The sequence below is a fragment of the Paenibacillus sp. B-A-8 genome (genome assembly GCF_048572915.1).
Classification (GTDB): Bacteria; Bacillota; Bacilli; order Paenibacillales; family Paenibacillaceae; genus Paenibacillus_AQ.
In genome coordinates this window covers 1,797,011-1,817,687 of the sequence record NZ_CP183882.1, presented here as the reverse complement: position 1 = coordinate 1,817,687, position 20,677 = coordinate 1,797,011, and the positions used below count along the sequence as shown (strand labels likewise).

The 20,677-nt window shown below is 45.6% G+C and carries 15 protein-coding genes; 4 read left to right on the top strand and 11 right to left on the bottom strand.

Annotated features, from left to right (window positions below):
• Window positions 1-82: 82 nt before the first annotated feature.
• From ACN6MV_RS08055 to ACN6MV_RS08040, 4 genes are all read right to left on the bottom strand, one after another.
• A complete protein-coding gene (locus ACN6MV_RS08055; protein ID WP_419886118.1) occupies window positions 83-1,666 on the bottom strand; it encodes a response regulator transcription factor in 1,584 nt (527 codons plus the stop codon).
• The gene (locus ACN6MV_RS08050; protein WP_419886117.1) at window positions 1,666-3,387 is read right to left on the bottom strand and encodes a sensor histidine kinase; all 1,722 of its coding nucleotides are present in this window, start codon (window positions 3,385-3,387) and stop codon (window positions 1,666-1,668) included. Before ACN6MV_RS08050 ends, ACN6MV_RS08055 begins: the two co-directional genes overlap by 1 nt.
• A gap of 67 nt (window positions 3,388-3,454) precedes the next feature.
• On the bottom strand, window positions 3,455-5,614 hold the full coding sequence (locus ACN6MV_RS08045) for an alginate lyase family protein (protein WP_419886116.1): 2,160 nt from the start codon (window positions 5,612-5,614) through the stop codon (window positions 3,455-3,457).
• Complete coding sequence (locus ACN6MV_RS08040; RefSeq protein ID WP_042125411.1) at window positions 5,604-6,725, bottom strand: glycoside hydrolase family 88 protein; 1,122 nt, start codon at window positions 6,723-6,725, stop codon at window positions 5,604-5,606. Before ACN6MV_RS08040 ends, ACN6MV_RS08045 begins: the two co-directional genes overlap by 11 nt.
• 211 nt (window positions 6,726-6,936) lie before the next feature.
• Here ACN6MV_RS08040 and ACN6MV_RS08035 point away from each other — a divergent pair, with 211 nt between their 5' ends.
• On the top strand, window positions 6,937-8,199 hold the full coding sequence (locus ACN6MV_RS08035; RefSeq protein WP_419886115.1) for a TraB/GumN family protein: 1,263 nt from the start codon (window positions 6,937-6,939) through the stop codon (window positions 8,197-8,199).
• Between the two features lie 298 nt (window positions 8,200-8,497).
• Here the strand turns inward: ACN6MV_RS08035 and ACN6MV_RS08030 are convergent, their stop codons facing one another.
• The gene (locus tag ACN6MV_RS08030; RefSeq protein WP_375105252.1) at window positions 8,498-9,784 is read right to left on the bottom strand and encodes a Gfo/Idh/MocA family protein; all 1,287 of its coding nucleotides are present in this window, start codon (window positions 9,782-9,784) and stop codon (window positions 8,498-8,500) included.
• A gap of 146 nt (window positions 9,785-9,930) precedes the next feature.
• Between ACN6MV_RS08030 and ACN6MV_RS08025 the strand changes: the two genes are divergently transcribed.
• A complete protein-coding gene (locus ACN6MV_RS08025) occupies window positions 9,931-10,758 on the top strand; it encodes a helix-turn-helix domain-containing protein (RefSeq protein ID WP_419886114.1) in 828 nt (275 codons plus the stop codon).
• 3 nt (window positions 10,759-10,761) lie between these two features.
• On the opposite strand, the gene ACN6MV_RS08020 is transcribed toward ACN6MV_RS08025, so the two are convergent.
• The 4 genes from ACN6MV_RS08020 to ACN6MV_RS08005 are packed head-to-tail and all read right to left on the bottom strand — an operon-like array spanning window position 10,762 to window position 15,114.
• Complete coding sequence (locus ACN6MV_RS08020) at window positions 10,762-11,190, bottom strand: RbsD/FucU family protein (protein ID WP_341111313.1); 429 nt, start codon at window positions 11,188-11,190, stop codon at window positions 10,762-10,764.
• A gap of 12 nt (window positions 11,191-11,202) precedes the next feature.
• Window positions 11,203-11,853 (bottom strand): class II aldolase/adducin family protein, encoded by a 651-nt coding sequence (locus ACN6MV_RS08015; RefSeq protein ID WP_042125403.1) that lies wholly within the window; start codon window positions 11,851-11,853, stop codon window positions 11,203-11,205.
• An 18-nt stretch (window positions 11,854-11,871) separates the two neighbouring features.
• On the bottom strand, window positions 11,872-13,317 hold the full coding sequence (locus tag ACN6MV_RS08010) for a rhamnulokinase (protein WP_419886113.1): 1,446 nt from the start codon (window positions 13,315-13,317) through the stop codon (window positions 11,872-11,874).
• Window positions 13,318-13,347: 30 nt separating this feature from the next.
• Window positions 13,348-15,114 carry an L-fucose isomerase gene (locus tag ACN6MV_RS08005; RefSeq protein WP_419886112.1) on the bottom strand — a complete coding sequence of 589 codons (1,767 nt, stop codon included), beginning with the start codon at window positions 15,112-15,114 and terminating at the stop codon, window positions 13,348-13,350.
• Between the two features lie 238 nt (window positions 15,115-15,352).
• Here ACN6MV_RS08005 and ACN6MV_RS08000 point away from each other — a divergent pair, with 238 nt between their 5' ends.
• Window positions 15,353-16,123 carry a DeoR/GlpR family DNA-binding transcription regulator gene (locus tag ACN6MV_RS08000; protein WP_042125399.1) on the top strand — a complete coding sequence of 257 codons (771 nt, stop codon included), beginning with the start codon at window positions 15,353-15,355 and terminating at the stop codon, window positions 16,121-16,123.
• A 43-nt stretch (window positions 16,124-16,166) separates the two neighbouring features.
• Here ACN6MV_RS08000 and ACN6MV_RS07995 read toward each other — a convergent pair whose 3' ends face one another.
• A complete protein-coding gene (locus ACN6MV_RS07995; protein ID WP_042125397.1) occupies window positions 16,167-16,835 on the bottom strand; it encodes an SGNH/GDSL hydrolase family protein in 669 nt (222 codons plus the stop codon).
• 109 nt (window positions 16,836-16,944) lie between these two features.
• Here ACN6MV_RS07995 and ACN6MV_RS07990 point away from each other — a divergent pair, with 109 nt between their 5' ends.
• Window positions 16,945-17,919 carry an aldo/keto reductase family protein gene (locus tag ACN6MV_RS07990; RefSeq protein WP_042125396.1) on the top strand — a complete coding sequence of 325 codons (975 nt, stop codon included), beginning with the start codon at window positions 16,945-16,947 and terminating at the stop codon, window positions 17,917-17,919.
• A 60-nt stretch (window positions 17,920-17,979) separates the two neighbouring features.
• Here the strand turns inward: ACN6MV_RS07990 and ACN6MV_RS07985 are convergent, their stop codons facing one another.
• Window positions 17,980-20,655 (bottom strand): YhgE/Pip family protein, encoded by a 2,676-nt coding sequence (locus ACN6MV_RS07985; RefSeq protein WP_419886111.1) that lies wholly within the window; start codon window positions 20,653-20,655, stop codon window positions 17,980-17,982.
• Window positions 20,656-20,677: the final 22 nt, after the last annotated feature.

Here is a 20,677-nt window from a genome sequence, read left to right as displayed (position 1 = left end):
AAACTTATAGATTCTTATAATTCAACAAAAAAACCGCCCTGGATGGGCGGAAGATCTAATCGGTAGGTTAAAAATTACGCTCTCAGCGTACCGAGTGTTTGGATTTATACTCGCTCGGCGTTGTTCCCACATATTTTTTAAACACTTTTGAAAAATAGGTTCTGTCCGAATATCCCAGACCGACGGCTAGCGATTCCAGGTTCTGGCTGGAGATTTTCAGCATTTTGGTCGCAACCTTCATCTTGTGCTGATGTACATAGTCCGTAAAGGTCAGACCTGTCATGCGCTTGAAATAACGCGAGAAATAGCTCGGGTCCAGAAAGAGATACCGTGCCATATCGATTGAAGTGATATTATCGCCAAGATGCTGATCGATAAATTGCTGGATAAGCTGCAGCTTCGGCTCCTGCGGGGGAGCTCCTGCCACCTGCTGCTTGCTGCCTGTAATCTGCACCAGCTTTCTTTCCACCAGTTCCATCGTATCCTCCAGTGTGCGGGTTTGCACGAGATAGACGAACAGATCCTCATCGAACGTTAGGCTAGTGAACATCAGCTCGATACCGCGGAGCATAAAGGATAAATCCCGAACGAAATCGCCCGGATGGATAGCCATTACTTTTGCAGTCTTAGCGATTTCCTGAAGAGTGCCACGGATGGCTTCAAGATCATTTTTAATCACGGCCCGCTCCATCTGCGGGATATAACTATCCAGAAATCCTGGAGGAGCGGGCTGGAAGCGAGGGGTAGCGATTTGCAGAGTATCCAGAACTGTGTAATCTGCACTCGCATAAAACTCGCACTTGTCCTGGACAATTTGCCGATGTATCTGTCCAATCGCCTGCAGCTCTATTTTCTCTGTGACTGCGATGATGCCCGGTTGAATCTTAAGGAGATGGGAGCACTCAGAACACAATCGCTGTAAATAATCATGAAAATAAAGACTGGCATTCTGCGCCAGATTCACTCGGTAATTATACAGAATCACAATATTTTTTTGCTCCAAAAAAGGCGTAATCCCCTCACACGCTTCGGACAGCTCTAGGGCTATATTGTAGATGGCATATAAAATAAGTGGATACTCGCTCTGCTTGTACCGCTTCTCGAAACTGGAAAAGTGAATGCTGACTGTGCCCAGCATGAACCACGGGTACGTCCAGGATATGCCAATTTGCGTCGCATAGGCCAGCGTGGTTTCGGGCGGAGCGCCGCCGATCACCCTTTGCAGCAAATTCTGCCGGAATAGCTGGCTGTTGTAACCCGTCTCCCCATGCTTGATTAAACCGATCTTCGATTTAAGCAAGCGTACAGACTTGGCAAGGCTGTTCTCCAGCTGCTCATCCGTAAGCTGATCCTTGATTAAATAGTCATCCACCTTCAGCTTTACCGCTTGCTGAGCATAATGAAAATCCTCATGACAGGTCAGGAAAATAATTCTGACCTCCGGCTTCATGCGGGTAAAGTAATCTGCCAGCTCAATCCCGTTCTTTTGCGGTAAGCCTATATCCGTGATCACGATGTCGGGCTGCACTTCCTCAAACATTAATAACGCCTTGGCACTGGAATAGGTGCTGCCGACAATCTGCAAGCTATGTGCTTCCCAGTCAATCATCTGCTGAAGCACCTTGAGCATAGGAACATCATCATCTATGAGCATCACTTTATACATCAATATCCCTCTCTCTCCGACAGATTAACCTGATGATTGCCTTGCGGCAAATACAGAGAAACGGACACCCCACCTTGCGGCAAATTATGCAGCGACAAGCGGGTATCCTGACCATAGGTCAGCCTCAGCCTTTGAACCACGTTAATTAAACCGACCCTTTGATAAGTTCCATCCTGTTCATCGCCCTTGTACATTAACCTGCGGTTCAATCCCGCCAAAACTTCTGCCCCCGCACCGCAGCCATTATCTTCAACTTCAATCAGAATCCCATCAGGGATCGTTCGTGAACGAACGACAATACGCGGTGCCGGGTGGTCAACTAGACCGTGAACGATGGCATTCTCTACGAGTGGCTGCAGAATCAACTTAGGGACGATGAGCTTCTCTGTATTCGCTTCCAGATCGACCTCCAGTTCAAGAGGGATTTCGTTGCGGATCTTCATGATGTCAATATAATGGCCGAGCAGTTTACATTCTTCCCGCAAGGTAGCCGGTTCATTGACCTTTAGATACGCCCGGAGCAGACTCATTAGCGAATCAATGATCCCGCTGTGGAGCTTATCTTTAGCCAAAATAAGGCTACATTTGATTGAATTCAGCGTGTTGATCAAAAAGTGGGGACGAATCTGCATAAACAGCGCTTCCAGCTCCATCACTCGCTTCTGTTCCTGCTCCAGCTCGATGTCGTGAATCAATCCTTGCAGTTGGTCCAGCATAGTATTCAACGTCTGCCCCAGCTCAGCGATTTCATCCTTGCCCTTGACCTCCAGCCTGACATCAAGATTCCCCATCCCGAACTGCCGCACAACGCGCTGCAGCTTCATGATCGGACTATGCAATCTTTTGGCAATCAACATAGAGGTGGCCGAAAAGACAATGAACAAAAGAAGCACCAAGCCAATACCACTATAAAAAGTTCGCGAAATCTGGCCCGACCATTCTTTTTCCGAAGCTTCATAGACCAGCTGCCAATTAGATTTGTCGATGGCTCTGGCCGTTCGTACGCTTCCTCTCGCTTCCTTACCTTCTGGAGCTAGTTCTGTGTTCCCGGCAATCAGACCGCCTCCGGAATCAAACAACGCAACCTTTCCAAATTCAACCGGTCCAAGCAGCTTGTTGAAATAGGCCTCAGGAATGGAGATGAGAAGCACGGATACCTGGCGTTTCTCCCGGCTGTCATAGATTACTCTGGCAATATAGTAGCTGCTGCTTTTGCCTGAACCGCTGTCAGCCATCCCTAGCCATTGCAAGGTCTCCGGTTCGTGAATATTGACACGGCCCATCAGCTTGTCCATGTTGGCATTAATCACGGATAAATTCTCAGTCCCAGAGGAGATCACAAAGTGCTTCCGGTTAACCAAATACATGCGAATGTTATTATTTAGCGGCTTAGAGTTGATGAGCGAAAACACATCCTGAATTTGCGTAAAATGTACGTAATCCTGATAGGTGTTCAGCCGCTCGGTATCTGCAAAGACCTTCAGGTTGGCGCGAAAATTGGTATCGTTTACAATAAAATGCGATGCAAATGTCACATCATCAATGGTCTTGTTTAGTTCGTCAATCATAACGTTCAGGAAGTTATCGTTGCTGAGCTGTAGCTTTTCTACCATCGTATCCCGAATTAGCACAAAGGAGATGATCGATACTGCAATCAGCGGGATAAAAATCAGCAAGAGAAATGATGCCTGGATACGTCTATAGTAAGTGAATTTGAACATGTTTTCTCCGCGCCTCTCTCATGCTCTTTTCTTGTATTCTATCAGCCCGTTATCCAGTATACATGCATTATCTGATTACCGTGACTTTCTTTTGACCGTTTGCGAAAACAATAAGGACCACTTCACCAAATATTTGTATACCTTCTACAACATAGGAATCCAAGTGACTGGATGGAACCTCATGGCTGATCACGATAATATGCTTCTCACTCTTTTCAGGGAAGCTGATGCGGCAAGCCTCGGCCTGTGCAGCATCCACTGCTTCACCCGTATGACGGTAAATCGTCACCTGTTCAACCAGAGGACAAAACTGCTCACCGGGAGGCTGCGGATACAGCACTTGCATGATCGAAACCTTCCCTTTCCCCGTTCGGGAGTACACAGCATGCTGATTGGGTTCCAGCAGATTGTATTCGCGGGAGATTCCCCCGTCATCAACCTTGCCCTGAAGTCCTTCAACATTAACAGGAATGATGCAAAGATTGGCTTCCCGCTCATTTTTAGTACGGCAAATTAATGTTTCGTCTTCCATCTGAACCGCTCCGAGCGCAAAATGTAAATGCTGGGAAAACGTATGCTCCTGCCGGCAGCTGAAGCTGTCGACCAGAAGCCAGTAATAAGGCTTGATGAATATAATCCTCCTAAGCGGGTATACCGGATCATTCAAATGACGGTAACCGTCATGGCTGCCTTCTACATAATCAAATTCCGGCTTGCTAATCCATTGGGTGCCCGTTGGCTTCGCAATTTGGGAGAAGGACCATGTATCCGTGATTTCGGTAAATCCAATTCCGTCAACAGTGGTCGTATTATGGGCAGCGCTTTCTTTTAGCGCTTTTCTGAGTGGTGCATGATCACTATAGTTGTATCTGCCGAGATCGGTAAGCATATCCCGCCCATAAGCATACAGATCGAAATGTAGCAGATCCGCGTGCCCATGTCCACCCCCAAGTGGTCCGCAGTGGAAATATAGGTACAAACCCTGCTCGTCCCAACCCGTCCGCATCACATAGTGGCCGGAATGTATAAAAGAATGTGACAAGTACGACGGTTCCTCTGCCAACAGCCGCGCGTAGCCCTCAACGCCAGTCAACCCGAACAACCAGGCATTATCATAATCCATTTGATCGTATCCGCCAAAGCGGAGCACAGAATCCTGGAACAACCAACCCGCATAAGTCAAAATCGAACGGACATCGCTATCATCGCTATCGCCGAGCATCGGCTGCCGATGATTCGGCTTGGCCCAATATAATGAAGCAACGGCCATTTGACGTACCTTTTGCAAAAATTCATCCTCAAGCTCCAGACCGTTCATACGGGCCAAGCGGATGCAGTCGAGAAAACATACCAGAACTTCATGGTGATACGTGGGGGATTGCTCCCAGTGGATACCGTCCGCCATGATCTGGATTCGAGCATTCTCCCCTAATCTCTCCTCACCGAGACGTCGCCAGTTTCTGGCCCTTGTGAACTCAGGGAAGTAGAGCGCGGTTTGGAACAAGCCACAAGTCTCCAGAACCCCCCAGTTGCTGATATTCTTCCAGCCCGTAAACGATGAAGCTAAATATTCACCGTGTTCATGCAGAGATATCATCACTTTTGCCAGAAGCGTCGGTGTGAGCAGCGGACTTTCCTGTATATAGGATAACGCTTTGATCCAGTTAGCACAGCGAAGGCCCGCTTCAATGGTGCGCCAAGTCAGCGTATCATTCGTAGGCATGTCTGGAACAGGATTACGGTCCAGCCAATCTTCAAGCTGACAGCAAAATGCCCTCGCATATTTTTCATTACCAGTTATCGCATACGCTTGTCCTAATGCCACCCAGTAACGGTGGCGATTCAGCATATAAGCCCATTCTACATCTTTGTCTGGAACATAACGCCAGTCAATTTTTTCCTCAAAGGTAACCGGAATGCGGCTTCGTTCCATGTCCCAGGGAAAGCGGAAGAGAAATGTCTGCTCGACGACTTCGTCCGCCGTCTTTATTACAAGTTCCAGATCATCTGTGCAATAGTGCTGTATATAGTCGATAAGCTGCTGCTTCCGGTTATCTGTTCTCCAGCCCGGCGTACTCCGGCTGGTCAAGTACCGATGCAACGCAGTCAGCGCATCGTCCTGCCGCGCTTGGTCGAGCGCATCCTTCACCGGAGCTAGAGCAGGTAACGCAAGGTCGAGTAGCGTAAAGACGGCATACGGAGAGGTTTGTTGGTTATCAGCGTTCATACCAGTACCCCCTGCTGCCTTTTTGCAGCCGCAGCAACGCTTCGAGATAAAAATAATCCCCCCAGATCATGAAATCATCCGGAGAAAGATCGCCGCGCACATGGTAAGAACCATGCTTCAGCAGCCCCTCCGCGTCTTCACCGATCGTGGAATAGTTCTGCACAAGTGAAGTCATCGACTGTATTAATCCCTGCTGAAAATAAGCTCGTTCGGGATCTTCCTCATCCATTAGCTCTAGCAGCTCCTGAAGTCCGGCCGCAACAATTGCAGATGCCGAACTATCCCGATAAGTATCCGCGGATACCGGTGCATTGAAGTCCCAATAAGCGACATGATCCTGTGGCAAATGCTCCAGGAAATAACGGGCCATCCGCTTGGACGTTTCCAAATACAATGGATCCTTAGTATAACGGTAAGATAATGCAAAACCGTAAACGCCCCAAGCCTGACCGCGCGTCCAAGTCGATCCGTTAGTATAGCCTTGGTGCGTAGCGCCCCCAATCGGCTCTCCGGTCTTCTGATCGAAGAAAAACGTATGGTAGGAGCTGTCATCTCCCCGCACCAGATAACGTTTCGTCTTATCCGCCTGCATGATCGCCACTTGCCGGTATATGGAATCCCCGGTCTGTTGTTCCGCCCAGTACAGAAGAGGTAGATTCAACAGGCAATCAATAATGATGCGCCCGCCTTCTTGGGCATCTCCGATAGGTCCCCAAGCCTGAATATATCCACCGTCTGTGCGCCAGCGCTTCAGTAGTAAGTCTGCCGCTTGCAATGTCAACTGACGTGCGGATTCGTCTTTTTCTATCATCCACTGGGCTTTGGAGGATAACGAATACAAGAATCCGATATCGTGATGATCAAGCACCGTCTTTGCCGCGAAACGGCGCCGGAAATCCTCTACGGTATGAGATGCCGCAATACGGAAGCTGTCATCCTGCGTATATTCATAGCACAACCACAACATGCCACTCCAGAATCCGTTAGTCCAGTCGTCGTTGTTATTGAGCTGGTAAGCTCCATTCTTGCTGACATGAGGGAAACTGCCCCCGAACCGATCTATGTTCTTACGTACCTTCTCTATCGCATCTTCAATCGCACTGCTCCACATAAGTTTCTTGCTCCCTTCAGACTCTTCGTTCTTACGTCTCATGATAAGGAGAGTGAACAGGATCTAATAGGGGTGATTTTTGCTTTGATGTGCATTATTTTGACTTTTGAACGAAGTAACAAAATATATAACTATTTATGGAAAAATACGTTAAAATCATGAAGTGAGTGAATTACAGCTTACATTATCTTAGAAACGGAGTGTCCTACTAATGAAAAAGCTAGGTGCATTATTTTTATCCATTTTCATTGTTATGTCTGTCTTTACCACTGCCCATGCGGCTGAAAAACCTGTCGGCGTATGGATTGACGGAACCGAAGTGAAGTTAGGCAATGCTAACCCTGTTGTAGAAAAAGGAACTACCTTGGTTCCTATGCGTCCACTTCTAGAGAAGCTTAATGTAAATTTGAATTGGAATAAAAAGACGAAAACCGTAACGGGGACCAAAAATGGACTGGCCCTCTCACTGACTATCGGCAGCACCACAGCAACGGTGAACGGGGAGAAGAAAAAACTAGAGGTGGCTCCTAAAACCATCAATAATGTCACCTATGTACCTGTCCGCTTTATAGGAGAAACGATCGGCTATAAGGTAGAATGGAGTCCGGCGCAGCGCACCATCACCTTTGTAGCCAATAATCAGGCTGCAGGCAGCACCGGTTTCTTATGGAAGGTGGAGCACAACGGTAACACCGTTTATCTGCTTGGTTCTATCCATGTGGCTAACGACAAAATGTACCCGCTGCGCCCGGAAATTGAAGCTGCCTTTGAGGCTTCTCAATATCTTGGGGTCGAAGTTGACTTAACCAAGGTTGATCAAACAGAGATTCAAAAGTTCCTTACGGAGAAAGGCTCCTATACAGATGGATCCAAGCTCAAGGATCACGTATCTGCTGATACCTATAACAAAGTTGTTGCGCTTCTGAAAGCGAATGGTCTTGCTGGAGATGCATTCGATTCCTATAAGCCATGGGTCGTTACTCAAGGCATTTCAAGCCTGCAAATGCAAACAACAGATTATACACCTGATACGGGAATCGACCTATATTTCACACAGAAAGCAGCCAAATTGAATAAACCGGTCATTGAATTGGAAAATATGCAATTGCAGCTGAACATGTTTGATCAATTCTCAGATGGATTACAAGAAAAGCTTCTCCTCGATACACTCGATAGCCTCAAACAAACAGACAATGCTGCAGCAACAGCTTCGTTGGATGCATTATCCCAAATGTGGATGCAGGGGGATGAACAATCACTCGTAGCTATGACACAAGCGGTCGCTAAGGAGCCAGAATACTATAAGGGTCTCGTTTCAGATCGGAATGCCAACATGGTGAAGCATGTAAAAGAGTATTTGAATAGTGATAAAAAAGCGACTTACCTTGTCGTTGTTGGTGCACTACATATGCTAGGTGATGATGGCATTGTGACTCAATTGCAAAAAGACGGCTTTAACGTCGTCAAACAATAATTGCTAATAACAAAATAAATAAGGCTGTCTCTTAGTCATCACAATGACTTTGGAGGCAGCCTTTTATCTTTACTTTTTTAGCTCAATCTAAAATAGTAGTAAATTGACGTGAAGACAGAGCGGAGGGGTGGAGGGATTCTGGAGAAACGCCAGTGTTCGCCTTTAAAGACCAATTTCAACTGCTAATCTTTCTACTATCCAGAAATTGGGCTTTAACAGCGATCGTAAGAACCCTCCACTCCGCAGCGGTTTGTTCACAAACAGGCTATTACTAATTTTGGTTTTGAGCTTTTTCCTTCTACCATTTGATTAACTGATCCACCTTCACTGGAAGTCCGGTAGCTATCGAACGATTAGCCGCAATCCCGGTCATAATAGACAACGCCCCATCCACATGGGAAGCTGCTCGATTAAACCGATCCTCCACAGGTCGTTCAAAAATATCCCGCAGCATGACCGGATCTCCGCCGCCATGTCCCCCAACACCTTCTTCAATCTCCACTTCATAGGGAGGCGCAAAATGTGGGAATACAGTGATCTGCTTGTCCTTTAGGGCCCCTTCATCCTCTTTGTTCCCTCCGGCATTTACATAAGACTGTTCAACTACTTTCACTTCCATCCGTCCCTTTGTTCCATTAAATACTACAGTGAAGCCTTCCCAAGGCAAATAAGCATTAAGTGAATAGTTCATAATCGTCTTGTTTTTGTATTTGACCATGACTGCCATCGTATCCTCAATGCTGATATTATCACCGAATACGCTTTGATCACGCAGGTACCCATCTTCATGCTCGGCATCCAAATACATCTGCTTCAGCTGTTCATTATCTTTAAGATGAAGGGCAAAGGGATCATTTTCGGCTGCTGCACTACCATGAGCACGCTGATAAAACTCGGTCACGCCGCGCTTCTCTGCGTTTTCTCTGCCATAAAACCTTAAATCCCCCATGGCATAGACCGTGTCCGGACGTGAGCCCAACCAGAAATTCATCAAATCGAAATGATGTGTTGATTTATGGACCAATAGACCTCCACTATTACGCTTATCCCGATGCCATCTGCGGAAGTAATCTGCTCCATGCTGTGTATTTAGCAGCCATTCAAAGTTAACAGAAAGTACTTCGCCAATGGCTCCATCCATGATCAATTCACGGATTTTGGTGTTATGCGGGGCATAGCGGTAATTGAACGTAACGCGCAGCTTTTTCCCTGTTCGATCAATCGCCTCAAGAATCTCCCGGCATTTTTCTTCATCCACCGTCATCGGTTTCTCTGAGATAACATCACAGCCAAGCTCCATCGCCCGGATAATGTAACGATGATGTGTGCGGTCAATACTCGTAACGATAACCACATCCGGCTTAGTCTCTTCAATCATACGATCGAACTCATGAGCTTTATAAGTAGGAACCGCATGATACTGATATTTCCCTTCCAGTAATCGGTTCGCATAATCCATTCTTACCCCATTCACATCGCAAAAGCCTACGATTTCCGAAGTCTCACGATAATTTGTAGTAATCTCTCCATAAAAGAATTCCGCTCGGCCGCCGGTACCTACGAATACATATTTCTTCTTCGACACAAGAATCACTCCATCGCTATTGATTTAGATGCCGTTTCTTTCTATAGTTTATAGTATAAAATACATCGAAATCTAAGCGATTATTAGCAAATATGACGGAAACTTTGCATATATTAGCTTTATTATCTGAAAGGAGCAAATCTGCAATGGAACAGGAGCTAGAGCCTCCATTTATCATTGAACAAATCAAAAGAGCCGGACCCTTCAGCATGGATTCCGACCATTATCACGATACATATGAAATTTATTATCTACTTGCAGGTGAACGCAGCTATTATATTAACAATCTAATTTACACCTTGCGCAAAGGTGATCTGATATTTATTAACAAGAATGAACTCCACCGCACCACTTCTAAGGGTTCAGCACGGCATGAGCGAATATTGATTAACTTTGAGGAGAGCTTTCTGCAAAAAACGTTGGCCAACTATGATCTGAGCTTTCCTTTTTTATCTACCCAAAGCTTGCTTCTGCGACCCGGAGTCCATGAACAAGGAGCCATCGAATATATCCTATTCGCTATGCTAAAAGAACAAGAGGAACATCGATCACAGCAGATCCCTTATCTTCAGACACTGCTTATCCAGTTATTCATTGAAATGAACAGAGCACAAGAAATAAGCCGCGAGCCCATCGCTCCTGAGAGCAGTGAGAAGCAGCTTAAAGTCTACGAAATGATCGATTATTTACAGGCACATTATGCTGAAAAGCTTACATTAGAGCAGCTATCCGAAACCTTTTTCATCAGCAGCACCTATCTTTGCCGTTTATTCAAGCAAACCACTGGATTTACCATTGTTGAATATCTAAACTACATTCGGATCAAGGAAGCCCAACGACTCTTGCAGAGCACTAACACTAAAGTCACTACCATTGCTGAGAATACAGGCTTTGACAGCATCGCCCACTTCGGGCGGGTGTTTAAGCACATCGCCAAGCGCTCGCCCCTGCAATACCGCAAGCAGAACCGCTGATTATCAGGCCTTGATTACACCTTTTTTTATAATAATATTTCCATAAAGTGCTTCTTCACCTGTTACAACAATAGCGTAGCTTTCCTTTGAACGATTATAAAAATCAAACCGCTCCTCATATTTAATCGTCGCTTCAGCGTCATGTTTGACGATAATCGATTCGTATGTCGACCAGATCACCGGCACCGTAGGATCTCCCTCAACCACAGCCATAAACGCCACCTGATGTTCCACATAATGATCAAGTGGCAGCAGCTCCAATATTGCGTCCAGTAAAGCAGGTATCCCAATGCCATCATATCTTAATACTTTTGAGTGCAAGGAGTGCCCTGGATAATTCGCATCCGCGAGGACAAGCTCATCTCCATGACCCATTTCCATCATTACACGCACCAGTTCCGGAGATAGCAGCTTAGGAATTTTTTTTAACATCCAAGCACCTCATTACTTCCCATAAAAAGATCTCAACGCAACCAGCTCATCAATCCGATGCTGCGGCAGTTCTCTCTCCCCGCCAATCATACGGGTAATGAATGTAATTTTAGCCGTATATTCGAGTCTCTCCATGTTCAAATAGGCTTCCATAACATCTGTTCCCCAAGTAAGTGCGCCGTGATTTTCAAGCAGGACTGCTGTTTTTTTGCCAAGGTAAGGCATCAGTGAGTCTGGAATTTCTTCTGTCGAAGGGGTACCATATTCCGCTAATGGGATATCCCCGATCATGATAACCGATTCCGGCATCATCATTTTATCGAGTGCCTCACCTTTAATGGCAAAAGCAGTGGCATACGGGGGATGTGCATGAACCACACCATTCATCTCAGGTAGCTCATTATAAATTCTCAAATGCATTTTGGTTTCTGTTGAAGGTCTGTACCCTTCTGCCGCTTCAAGCACTTCACCTTGCAGATTTACTTTTACAATCATATGAGGCTCTAAATATCCTTTGCTCACCGCTCTGGGAGTAGTAAGAATTTCATTCTCTGATAACCGTGCTGAAATATTTCCATCATTGGCGGCGATGAAATCTTTATTAAACAGATTTCTGCCGATATCACAAATCTGCAAACGTAATTTTTGTTCCAAAGTATCCATAAGTACTCTCCTCGTATCCTATTTTTTAGAGTTCTTTCCCACAGAAGGCTGGTATGTCTTAAAGGTAAAGGATTGTGCCACGAACTCTTTCCCCTCGGAAACATCCAATTTTCCCAGCGCAGCCAGTTGGACAATGATATTGCCAATTCCACTGGCCTCCACAGGTCCCGCAACGACTTCTCTACCCGTAGCATCAGCGGTGAGCTGGCATAATAGCTCATTTTGAATCCCACCGCCAACCATATGAATGATAGTGATTGTCTTGCCGGTGATCTCTTCCATTTCTTCAATCGTTCTACAGTATGATTGCGCAAGGCTCTCAAGGATAACGCGTATAATTTCAGCTTTTGTATTAGGGGGTTGTTGCCCCGTCCGCTCACAATATTCCTTAATCCGCTGTATCATCACACCTGGTGTACTGAAGAGCGGGTCATTCGGATCAATGATCGCTGGCGCCCTATTAATCGTTTTGGCTAGTTCAACCATTTCACTTTGACTAAGATTCTCTCCTGCTTTCGCCCAATTCCTTTGGAGCTCCTGCAAAATCCATAGTCCCGTTGTGTTTTTTAGCAAACGGTTAGAATTACCGAAGCAACGTTCATTTGTGAAACCATATTCATAGCTTTTCTCTGAAATGACCGGTTCAGGCGTCTCCATACCCACCAACGACCACGTACCACAGCTTAAAAATGCTGCTTCATCCTTACGAGTATAAGGAATCGAAGCCACGGCTGAAGCCGTGTCATGTGAAGCGCCGGCGATCACTTTTATAGGTCCTACACTAAGCTCCTCTTGAATAACCGGTAGGATAGATCCAATAACCGTTCCCGCTTGGACTTGATGTGGAACTAGACTACTCGGAATTCCAAGCCTGCTCAATAATTCAGAGGAGGGTTCTCCAGAGACAGCATCCACTAAGCCGCTTGTGCTCCAGATGGTACTCTCTGCTGCTTTAATACCAGAAAACAGATAATGAAATAGATCCGGCATCATCAAAATCGTATCCGCGGTCTCCATAAGAGAATCATTATCCTGAAAATCAGAGAACAGCTGATAGACTGTATTAATCACGCTTGGCTGAAGACCGGTCATACGGAATTGCTCTGCCGGTGAGAGTAGCGCTTCCAATTGGAGACGGTGAGCCTCCATCCTCCGATCCCTGTAATGATGTGGGGAATAGAGCATCATTCCTCTTTTGTCGATAAAACCGTAGTCAACTCCCCATGTATCCACACTTAAAGACGTCAATTCTCCGTGTTGCCTAAAGGCTTTTTGCACGCCTTGCTTCATTTCGTGGAAAAGCCTCAGAGTATCCCAATATAAGTGCCCATTGATCTGTACCGGCGTATTCTCAAACCGATGAATTTCTTCCATTTGCAGTCTATCTCCATCATATATCCCCAGCATAACTCTTCCGGAACTGGCGCCGAGATCTATGGCTAGAAGCTTAATTATATCAACCATTGTTCATCACACCTGCTTCACGGGAAGATTTTAGTAGAGGGGTCCAAAGTTCTGACATGCTCTATAATCTGCTCCCTCCAGATCTTCGGTACCAAATAGCGACCACACCCGAGGTCTAAAAATACGTGATTCCTCAACGTTATGCATACTGACTGGAATACGCAGAATAGACGCCAGTGTAATCAAATCCGCTCCAATATGCCCATAGCTGATCGCCCCATGATTTGCGCCCCAATTATTCATGACATCATACACCGATTGGAAAGAACCACTATTGGTTAACTTAGGCGCAAACCAGGTCGTTGGCCATGTCGGGTCTGTTCTTTGATCCAAGGTATGGTGAACATCTTCAGGCAGCTCAACTGTGTGACCTTCTACAAGCTGAAGAACAGGTCCAAGCCCTTTAACCAAGTTCAGACGAGCCATGGTCACCGGCATCCCGCCTTTAGTTAAATAATCTGTAGAGAAGCCGCCCCCACGGAAATATTCTTGAGAAGCCGGGCGGAACTCTGTATGGCTCAAACAAGCTTCCACCTCATCCTCCGAAATTTCCCAAAAAGGTTTAATCGCAGGTTTACCGTCGATCGTCTGCTCACCCGTCCCATCAAGAGCAGCCGAACCAGAGTTGATCAAATGCAGTATTCCGTGTGCTGCCTCACCTTCTAATTGGTGACCCGTTACACGCTTAACTGCATCTGGACTCCAAAAGGTTCGAACATCCGCAAATATTTGTGCAGTATTCGTAAGCAAATAATTGAATAGCATCGTTACTCCGTTCAGGCTATCATTCTCTGTCGCTACGATATAAGGTGAACGTTTGCCATTCCAGTCAAAGGAGGAATTCAGAATTGTCTCCATGAAATCCCCGTTAGGAAAATGATCTGTCCATTGGCGCTGCCCTTGGAACCCACCCACAATCGCATTATGGCCGTTAGCCTCTTCCTCAAAGCCCAGCTCAGCGAGAACAGGATTTCCGATCATCAGATCTCGGGCGATCAATGTCATTTTGACACAAGTCTCCCACTGCTTCTCTTTCTCATCATCACTTATTTGCAGATGCTGTGGATTATTATCGGCACCAACTTGGCAGTTTTCTTTGGTCCACGCGAGTGCTCGCTTATATTCCTCTTTATCATAAATTTCCTCTTCAAAACGTCGCACATATTCTGACATATCTATATATTCATTACGCATTCCCAGATACTCTTGGAAGAACTGTTCATTCACAATCGATCCAGCAATCCCCATCGAAACAGAACCCATTGATAAATAGGATTTCCCTCTCATTTGAGCGACAGCCAACCCAGCTTTGGCGAACTGCAGCAATTTAGTCTGCACATCCGCTGGAATCTCCTCACTGCTAGACTCCTGAACATCCTCACCATAGATACCAAACGCCGGAATTCCTTTTTGTGCATAAGCAGAGAGAACAGCAGCTAGATAGACCGCGCCAGGGCGTTCCGTTCCGTTAAAGCCCCAAACCGCATGCGGGATCGAGGCGTCCATATCCATCGTTTCAGAACCATAACACCAGCAAGGAGTCACGGTAATCGATACGCCAACATTAGCCCCGGCAAATTTCTGAGCCGCAGCAGCAGCTTCTTTAACACCACCAATCGTAGAATCGGCAATGATGCATTCCACGGGGCGGCCATCCGGATAAAATAAGTTCTCTTCAATAAACTTAGCTACCCGCTGTGCCATACCCATGGTTTGAGCTTCTAGCGATTCGCGGACACCTCTTCTTCTGCCATCAATGGTCGGGCGGATGCCAATTTTCGGATAGTTTTCTATCACTGCTGTTCCTCCTCAAGATCATCATAGTATCATCGGTAATGGACCTATTTCTCCTTCATCATAAAATATGGAAACGCTTTAGTCAACATAAAACAACATATTTATAGATAAATTATGTGGTTTTATGTGGTATTAATATTATTATACTGTGGTATTATGTGAATATGAGGTTATTTCTTTGATTTATACAACAATGTAGTAAACTAGAAAGTAGATGATGATAGAGGTGAGTGAACGGATGAAAGCATTTGAACGGCGAGATTTAATCATTAATGAGCTGTATAGACAAAAGAAAGTCCATGTTGCTCAGCTGGCGCAAAAATTCAATGTCTCGGAAGAGACCATTCGGCGGGATCTGGATAAACTGGACAAGGAAGGACTTGCCAAGAAGAATTATGGCGGGGCGATCCTCAATGCCCACACGAATGAGGACCCTCCCTATGTTAGTAGACATCAGGTAAATATAGAGGCTAAACGTACGATAGCTGATCATGTTCTCCAATTAATTAATGATGGGGACAGCTTGGTGACGGATACGAGTTCAACCGTTTTTGAGGCCTTACGGAGAATTATAGAGGAGAAAAACAATCTTACGATTATTACGAACTCACTGGTTGTATTATCTGAATTTCAACACTCCGGGCAAAAGCTAATTTCCACCGGTGGAATACTAGGCCCCGAGACTAGCTCCTTCGTTGGACATACCGCCTCGCAGACTATTCAAAAATATAATGTGGACGTAGCTATATTCAGCTGTAAAGCGTTGTCTATGACTGGTGGGCTCAGCGATTCGAATGAAGAAGAAAGTGAATTGAAGATTCTTATGCAACAGCAGGCGAATAAAGTAATTCTGCTCGCAGATCACTCTAAGTTCGACAGGACTGCATTCATTAAATTATTTAGTTTCGATAGAGTGGATTATATCGTTACAGACGAGAAGCCTTCTGAGGAATGGATCGAGTTTCTGAATAACTATCATATCTCTCTTATCTATGCACCCGCTGAGTAATCAGTAGGTGCATAAATTAAGATAAGGGGAAACCTTTATTCCACTAGTCGTTTAAAAGACCGCTTTTCCCTACGATCTTCAGCCACTCCCCGGCAATCAGATCATGCCCGGCCGCTGTCGGGTGAACGCCGTCCCACAGCCAGTAGGCTGCATCTGTTCTACGAGCAGCTGCATCGAATGCTTCCTGTAAAGGAACAAACACCGCATTAAATTCTTCTGCAAGCTGCTTAACAACGCTCTGGTAATGCGTAATTTTAGCTTCCCATTCTTCCCATTGTTCTGCCGGAGCTCCGGTATTTAGAATAAAAGGCTCACACAAGACTAGCTTCGTTTGCGGAAGTACTTCCCCAGTTTCTTCAAGCACGTGACGGTACGCACGTTCAAAACGGTCCGTTACACCGCTTGGTTCCCCTTTCATTGTTCTCCAAAGATCATTAACACCAATCAAAATACTAATGATATTCGGCTGAAGGTAAATCGCATCCTCATTCCAGCGTGCATACAAATCGGAGATTCGATCCCCACTTATCCCACGGTTATAGAATACTAGATTCTGCTCAGCCTGTTCATTACCTAACTTGCCACCAATGATATATGCATAGCTATGTCCCAGAATATGATTGGGATCTTCATCACGACCACGGTTCCCGTCAGTGATAGAATCACCCTGAAATAAAATCACTTTTTTTGCTTTAGAAGTTGGACTAGTCATTACTATGATTCATCTCCTTGAAATCTTCTTTTACATGAAACATTCAAGTTGAATGTTCCATAAGATACAAGTAAAGTTAACATATACAACTCAAGGAGGGAAGAGAAATATGAAATACAGAAGACTTGGCAATTCAGGACTAAAAATCAGTGAAATCGGCTTAGGTAGCTGGCTTACATATGGAACAGCAGCAGAGCAAAAGGCTGCAGACGCCTGCATCAGCACAGCTTTTGAATGCGGTATCAATTTCTTTGATACAGCTAATGCCTATAACCGAGGTGAAGGTGAAAAAGCAATGGGTGCTGCTCTTCGCGCTTATGAAAGATCATCTTATGTGCTTAGTACCAAGGTGTTCTTCCCCATGGGAGACGATGTAAATAATCGCGGTTTATCTCGCAAGCACATTATGGAGCAGTGTGAAGCTAGCCTTCGCCGCTTAGGAACCGACTATATTGATGTTTATTTTTGTCATCGCTTCGACAGAGAGACGCCTGTAGAGGAAACCTTGCGCGCGCTTGACGACTTAACTGCACAAGGAAAAATTCTGTATTCTGCAGTAAGCGAATGGAGCGCAGCCCAGATTTCTGATGCCGCTGGTATTTCACGCAGACTAAATCTGCGTCCACTTATTTCTAATCAGCCCATCTACAACATGTTTGAGCGGTACATTGAAAATGAGGTGCTTGAGGTATCTCAGCGCGAGGGTCTTGGTCAAGTAGTCTTTTCTCCACTCGCTCAAGGAATTCTGACCGGTAAATACAAACCTGGTCAACAGCCTCCAGAAGGAACCCGCGCAGCGGATGATTCGGTAAACGGGGTCATTCGCAGCTACTTCCGCGATGATGTACTGACTGTTGTCGGACAACTGGATGAACTAGCCAACAGCCTTGATTTGAAGCTGTCGCAACTAGCGTTAGCTTGGACCCTGCGGCAACCTGGTGTAAGTTCTGCAATTATTGGAGCCAGTAAGCCAGCGCAGGTGGAAGAGAACGCCAAAGCTGTTGATGCCGTTTTATCCCTAGATACTTTGGAGAGAATTGAAGAGATCCTAAAGCCAGTAGCCGACTTCGCTCCAGCAAGATGATCCAAAAGAGGTTGTACCAAAAGCCATAGCAATTGGCTTAGGTACAACCTCTTTTTTTCCTTAGGAGATCAATTTGGATTCTTCGGCTTTCTCAGCCGCCTTATCGATATAACGCTCCAGCGGCTTCTTTAATGTTAGCGCCAGTAAGAGTGCTAGTACACCGAATAGGATCAAATAAAGACAATCGCGAACCGCCACTTCCGGCAGAATCCCCCCTACCGCTTCCCGCATTAGACTAATCGCATAAGTAAAAGGCATAAACGGATTCAACATCTGAAAGAAGCGCCCTGTTGTACTGATTGGAAACGTACCGCCAGAGCTTGAGAATTGAAGTACCATAAATACGATCGCTATCCCCTTCCCTACATTGCCGAATACGGAGACCAGCGTAAATACAATCGTCACGAATACGATACTAATCAATACTGCAAAAAGGACAAACCACACCTTATCCACCACATAACATTTCAGAATAAAAATATTACCAAGTACAGCCACCAGCGCTTGAAGAATCCCAACCGTAAGAAACGTCAGCAGTCGTCCAAAATACAATTGATATCGCTTGTACACAATCCCCTCCGTATCCACCCCCGTACGAAGAAGTGAGATAAGAAGTGTACCGCCAACCCATAAAGAAAGTACAACATAAAAAGGAGTCATAGCCGACCCATAGTTCGGAATAGGATATAACTTATTCTCTTTTAACACTACCGGATTGGCCAAAAAATCACTCTTGCTCTTAATATCCCCTCCAAGCAGCTCAGCAATCTCTCCCAGATCCACTTCATCTTTGATCTGACGGATGGTAGCTGCTGCTTTACGAATCGAATCTTCCAGGATTGGAAGATCATTTCGCACCAAGTCCGCTGCGACCGCCACCCCCTTATCCGCACGGGGGAGGCCTGTACGAATCAGATCAGAAATCTGATGCACGCGTTCCTCTACAGTCGGCAGATCCTGACGGACGAAATTTGCGGCTTGTTGTATCTTTTCCCCTGCGGCAGGCAAGCTGCTCTGAATAAGTGGAAGTGTATCGCGAATAAAAGCACCAAAGTTCTGTGTCTTATCTGCGACACCACTGGCTGCTGTATGTACCGCTTCACGAATCGCTGGTAAGTCCTGCTGTAGACTAGCCAAGCTCGATTGTCCGAATTCAATCGCCGACACGGTTTCTTCAAGTAGGGTACCCAGCGCAGATAGACGATCTGGAACCTGCTCCAGTGCTGTAGCTGTAGTCTCAGCAGCCGTAGTTAATTGCTCTAATGTATTTTTTATAGCAGGAATAGTTGCCGTTTCATATCTGGAAATAAGCTTAGCAACGGCTGCGTTCCCTTCATCAGATTTAAGGCCCAATTGCTCAACAATACTCGGATCAGGCTGACCATCCTTTTGAAGATCCGTTGCCAAGGAATTTACCAATGTAGTCTGTCTGCTAAAGGCATTGTATACATCCTTTAAAATGCTGATCTCCGCATTAGGCACTGTTCCTGGGGAGAATGTATTCAGTGCCGATAACAAAGAAAGCGTATGATCAATTACGCTACTTCCCGATGCTAAGTGAGCGGATACTAACTCAAGTTGCTCACTCACCGCTTGCGGGTCAATATCCTTTCCCTGCAACTGTTCAACAAGTTGAACTACTGTATTCTCTGTTTTTTGCAGGAGGTATATATTTTGTTTGAGGGCGGCAGGTACTGCTTCAAATGCAGCGTTACTCTTCTCTAAGAATTGCTGAAGCTCCAGAACAAAATCATTTCCAGCGGCTGCAATCTTGTCGGCCTTAGGTAACGCAGTTAGGGCAGTGTTAACAATCTTGTTGGCTCCAGCAAGACCTTCAGCCGCCTTATCCATGATTTGTTCAACTTCGCCAAAATGATTATCGAGTTGAACGATTAGCTGTGCGGTTTGTTCAATTTTGGGCAGCTTATCCTGCAGTGCGTCTAAATGATCTGCAGCATCGGCAATTTGCGGCCAATGTTCAGCTATTTTTTCTAAAGCTAGGCCCGCCTTCTCTACCTCAGGCAGTTTGTTCTCCAGTTTAGAGATACGCTCTGCTGATGCATGAATTTGTGGCCAATTCTCCTCAATTTTCAATACACTTTGGCCTGCCGTTTCAATCTCAGGAAGACTTGCCTCTAGCTTAAACAAACCTTTTTCTACCTTGCGTATAATAGGCAGTTCAGATTGGAACTTTGCATCAATTTCCTTTAAAGCAGTAAATACCGTTTCGCTAATCGTTTCCGTAAAATTCTCACTGATTTGCGTAGTGATTGAAGAGGCGCCTTTATCCGTGATTTTTGGAGCAATCGCATTTATCTTCTCATTGACGGTGTATTCAATTTCTGGCTTCACGATCCTGCCTTCAAGGATTCCCGTCATTCGCTTTGAGAAATCAGCAGGGATAACAATACTGGCATAATAATCTCCACGTTTCACGCCGTTATGCGCAGCTTCTGCATCTACGAAGGTCCAGCCTAAGTTTTTATTATTCCGAAGACTGTCCATCACGTCATTGCCGATATTGAAGCTCTTATCCTTCACAGTGGTTCCTTCATCCAGACTGGTTACAGCAATCTTAATGCCAGAGGTGTTACTGTAAGGATCCCATACTGCTGCAACATTAAACCAATCATATACAGAAGGTAATACTACCAAGGCAGCGATCAGGAACACGGCCACAGGAACCTTAAATACGTTGCGCCAGTCGTTCCTATAAATCCGCCATATTCCACCCATTCGTTGCTCCCCCTCATCTGTA

Coding starts and splice junctions, on each gene's coding strand:
- ACN6MV_RS08055 (WP_419886118.1), bottom strand. CDS start 1,666: ATGTATAAAGTGATGCTCATAGATGATGATGTTCCTATGCTCAAGGTG.
- ACN6MV_RS08050 (WP_419886117.1), bottom strand. CDS start 3,387: ATGTTCAAATTCACTTACTATAGACGTATCCAGGCATCATTTCTCTTG.
- ACN6MV_RS08045 (WP_419886116.1), bottom strand. CDS start 5,614: ATGAACGCTGATAACCAACAAACCTCTCCGTATGCCGTCTTTACGCTA.
- ACN6MV_RS08040 (WP_042125411.1), bottom strand. CDS start 6,725: ATGTGGAGCAGTGCGATTGAAGATGCGATAGAGAAGGTACGTAAGAAC.
- ACN6MV_RS08035 (WP_419886115.1), top strand. CDS start 6,937: ATGAAAAAGCTAGGTGCATTATTTTTATCCATTTTCATTGTTATGTCT.
- ACN6MV_RS08025 (WP_419886114.1), top strand. CDS start 9,931: ATGGAACAGGAGCTAGAGCCTCCATTTATCATTGAACAAATCAAAAGA.
- ACN6MV_RS08020 (WP_341111313.1), bottom strand. CDS start 11,190: ATGTTAAAAAAAATTCCTAAGCTGCTATCTCCGGAACTGGTGCGTGTA.
- ACN6MV_RS08015 (WP_042125403.1), bottom strand. CDS start 11,853: ATGGATACTTTGGAACAAAAATTACGTTTGCAGATTTGTGATATCGGC.
- ACN6MV_RS08010 (WP_419886113.1), bottom strand. CDS start 13,317: ATGGTTGATATAATTAAGCTTCTAGCCATAGATCTCGGCGCCAGTTCC.
- ACN6MV_RS08000 (WP_042125399.1), top strand. CDS start 15,353: ATGAAAGCATTTGAACGGCGAGATTTAATCATTAATGAGCTGTATAGA.
- ACN6MV_RS07995 (WP_042125397.1), bottom strand. CDS start 16,835: ATGACTAGTCCAACTTCTAAAGCAAAAAAAGTGATTTTATTTCAGGGT.
- ACN6MV_RS07990 (WP_042125396.1), top strand. CDS start 16,945: ATGAAATACAGAAGACTTGGCAATTCAGGACTAAAAATCAGTGAAATC.
- ACN6MV_RS07985 (WP_419886111.1), bottom strand. CDS start 20,655: ATGGGTGGAATATGGCGGATTTATAGGAACGACTGGCGCAACGTATTT.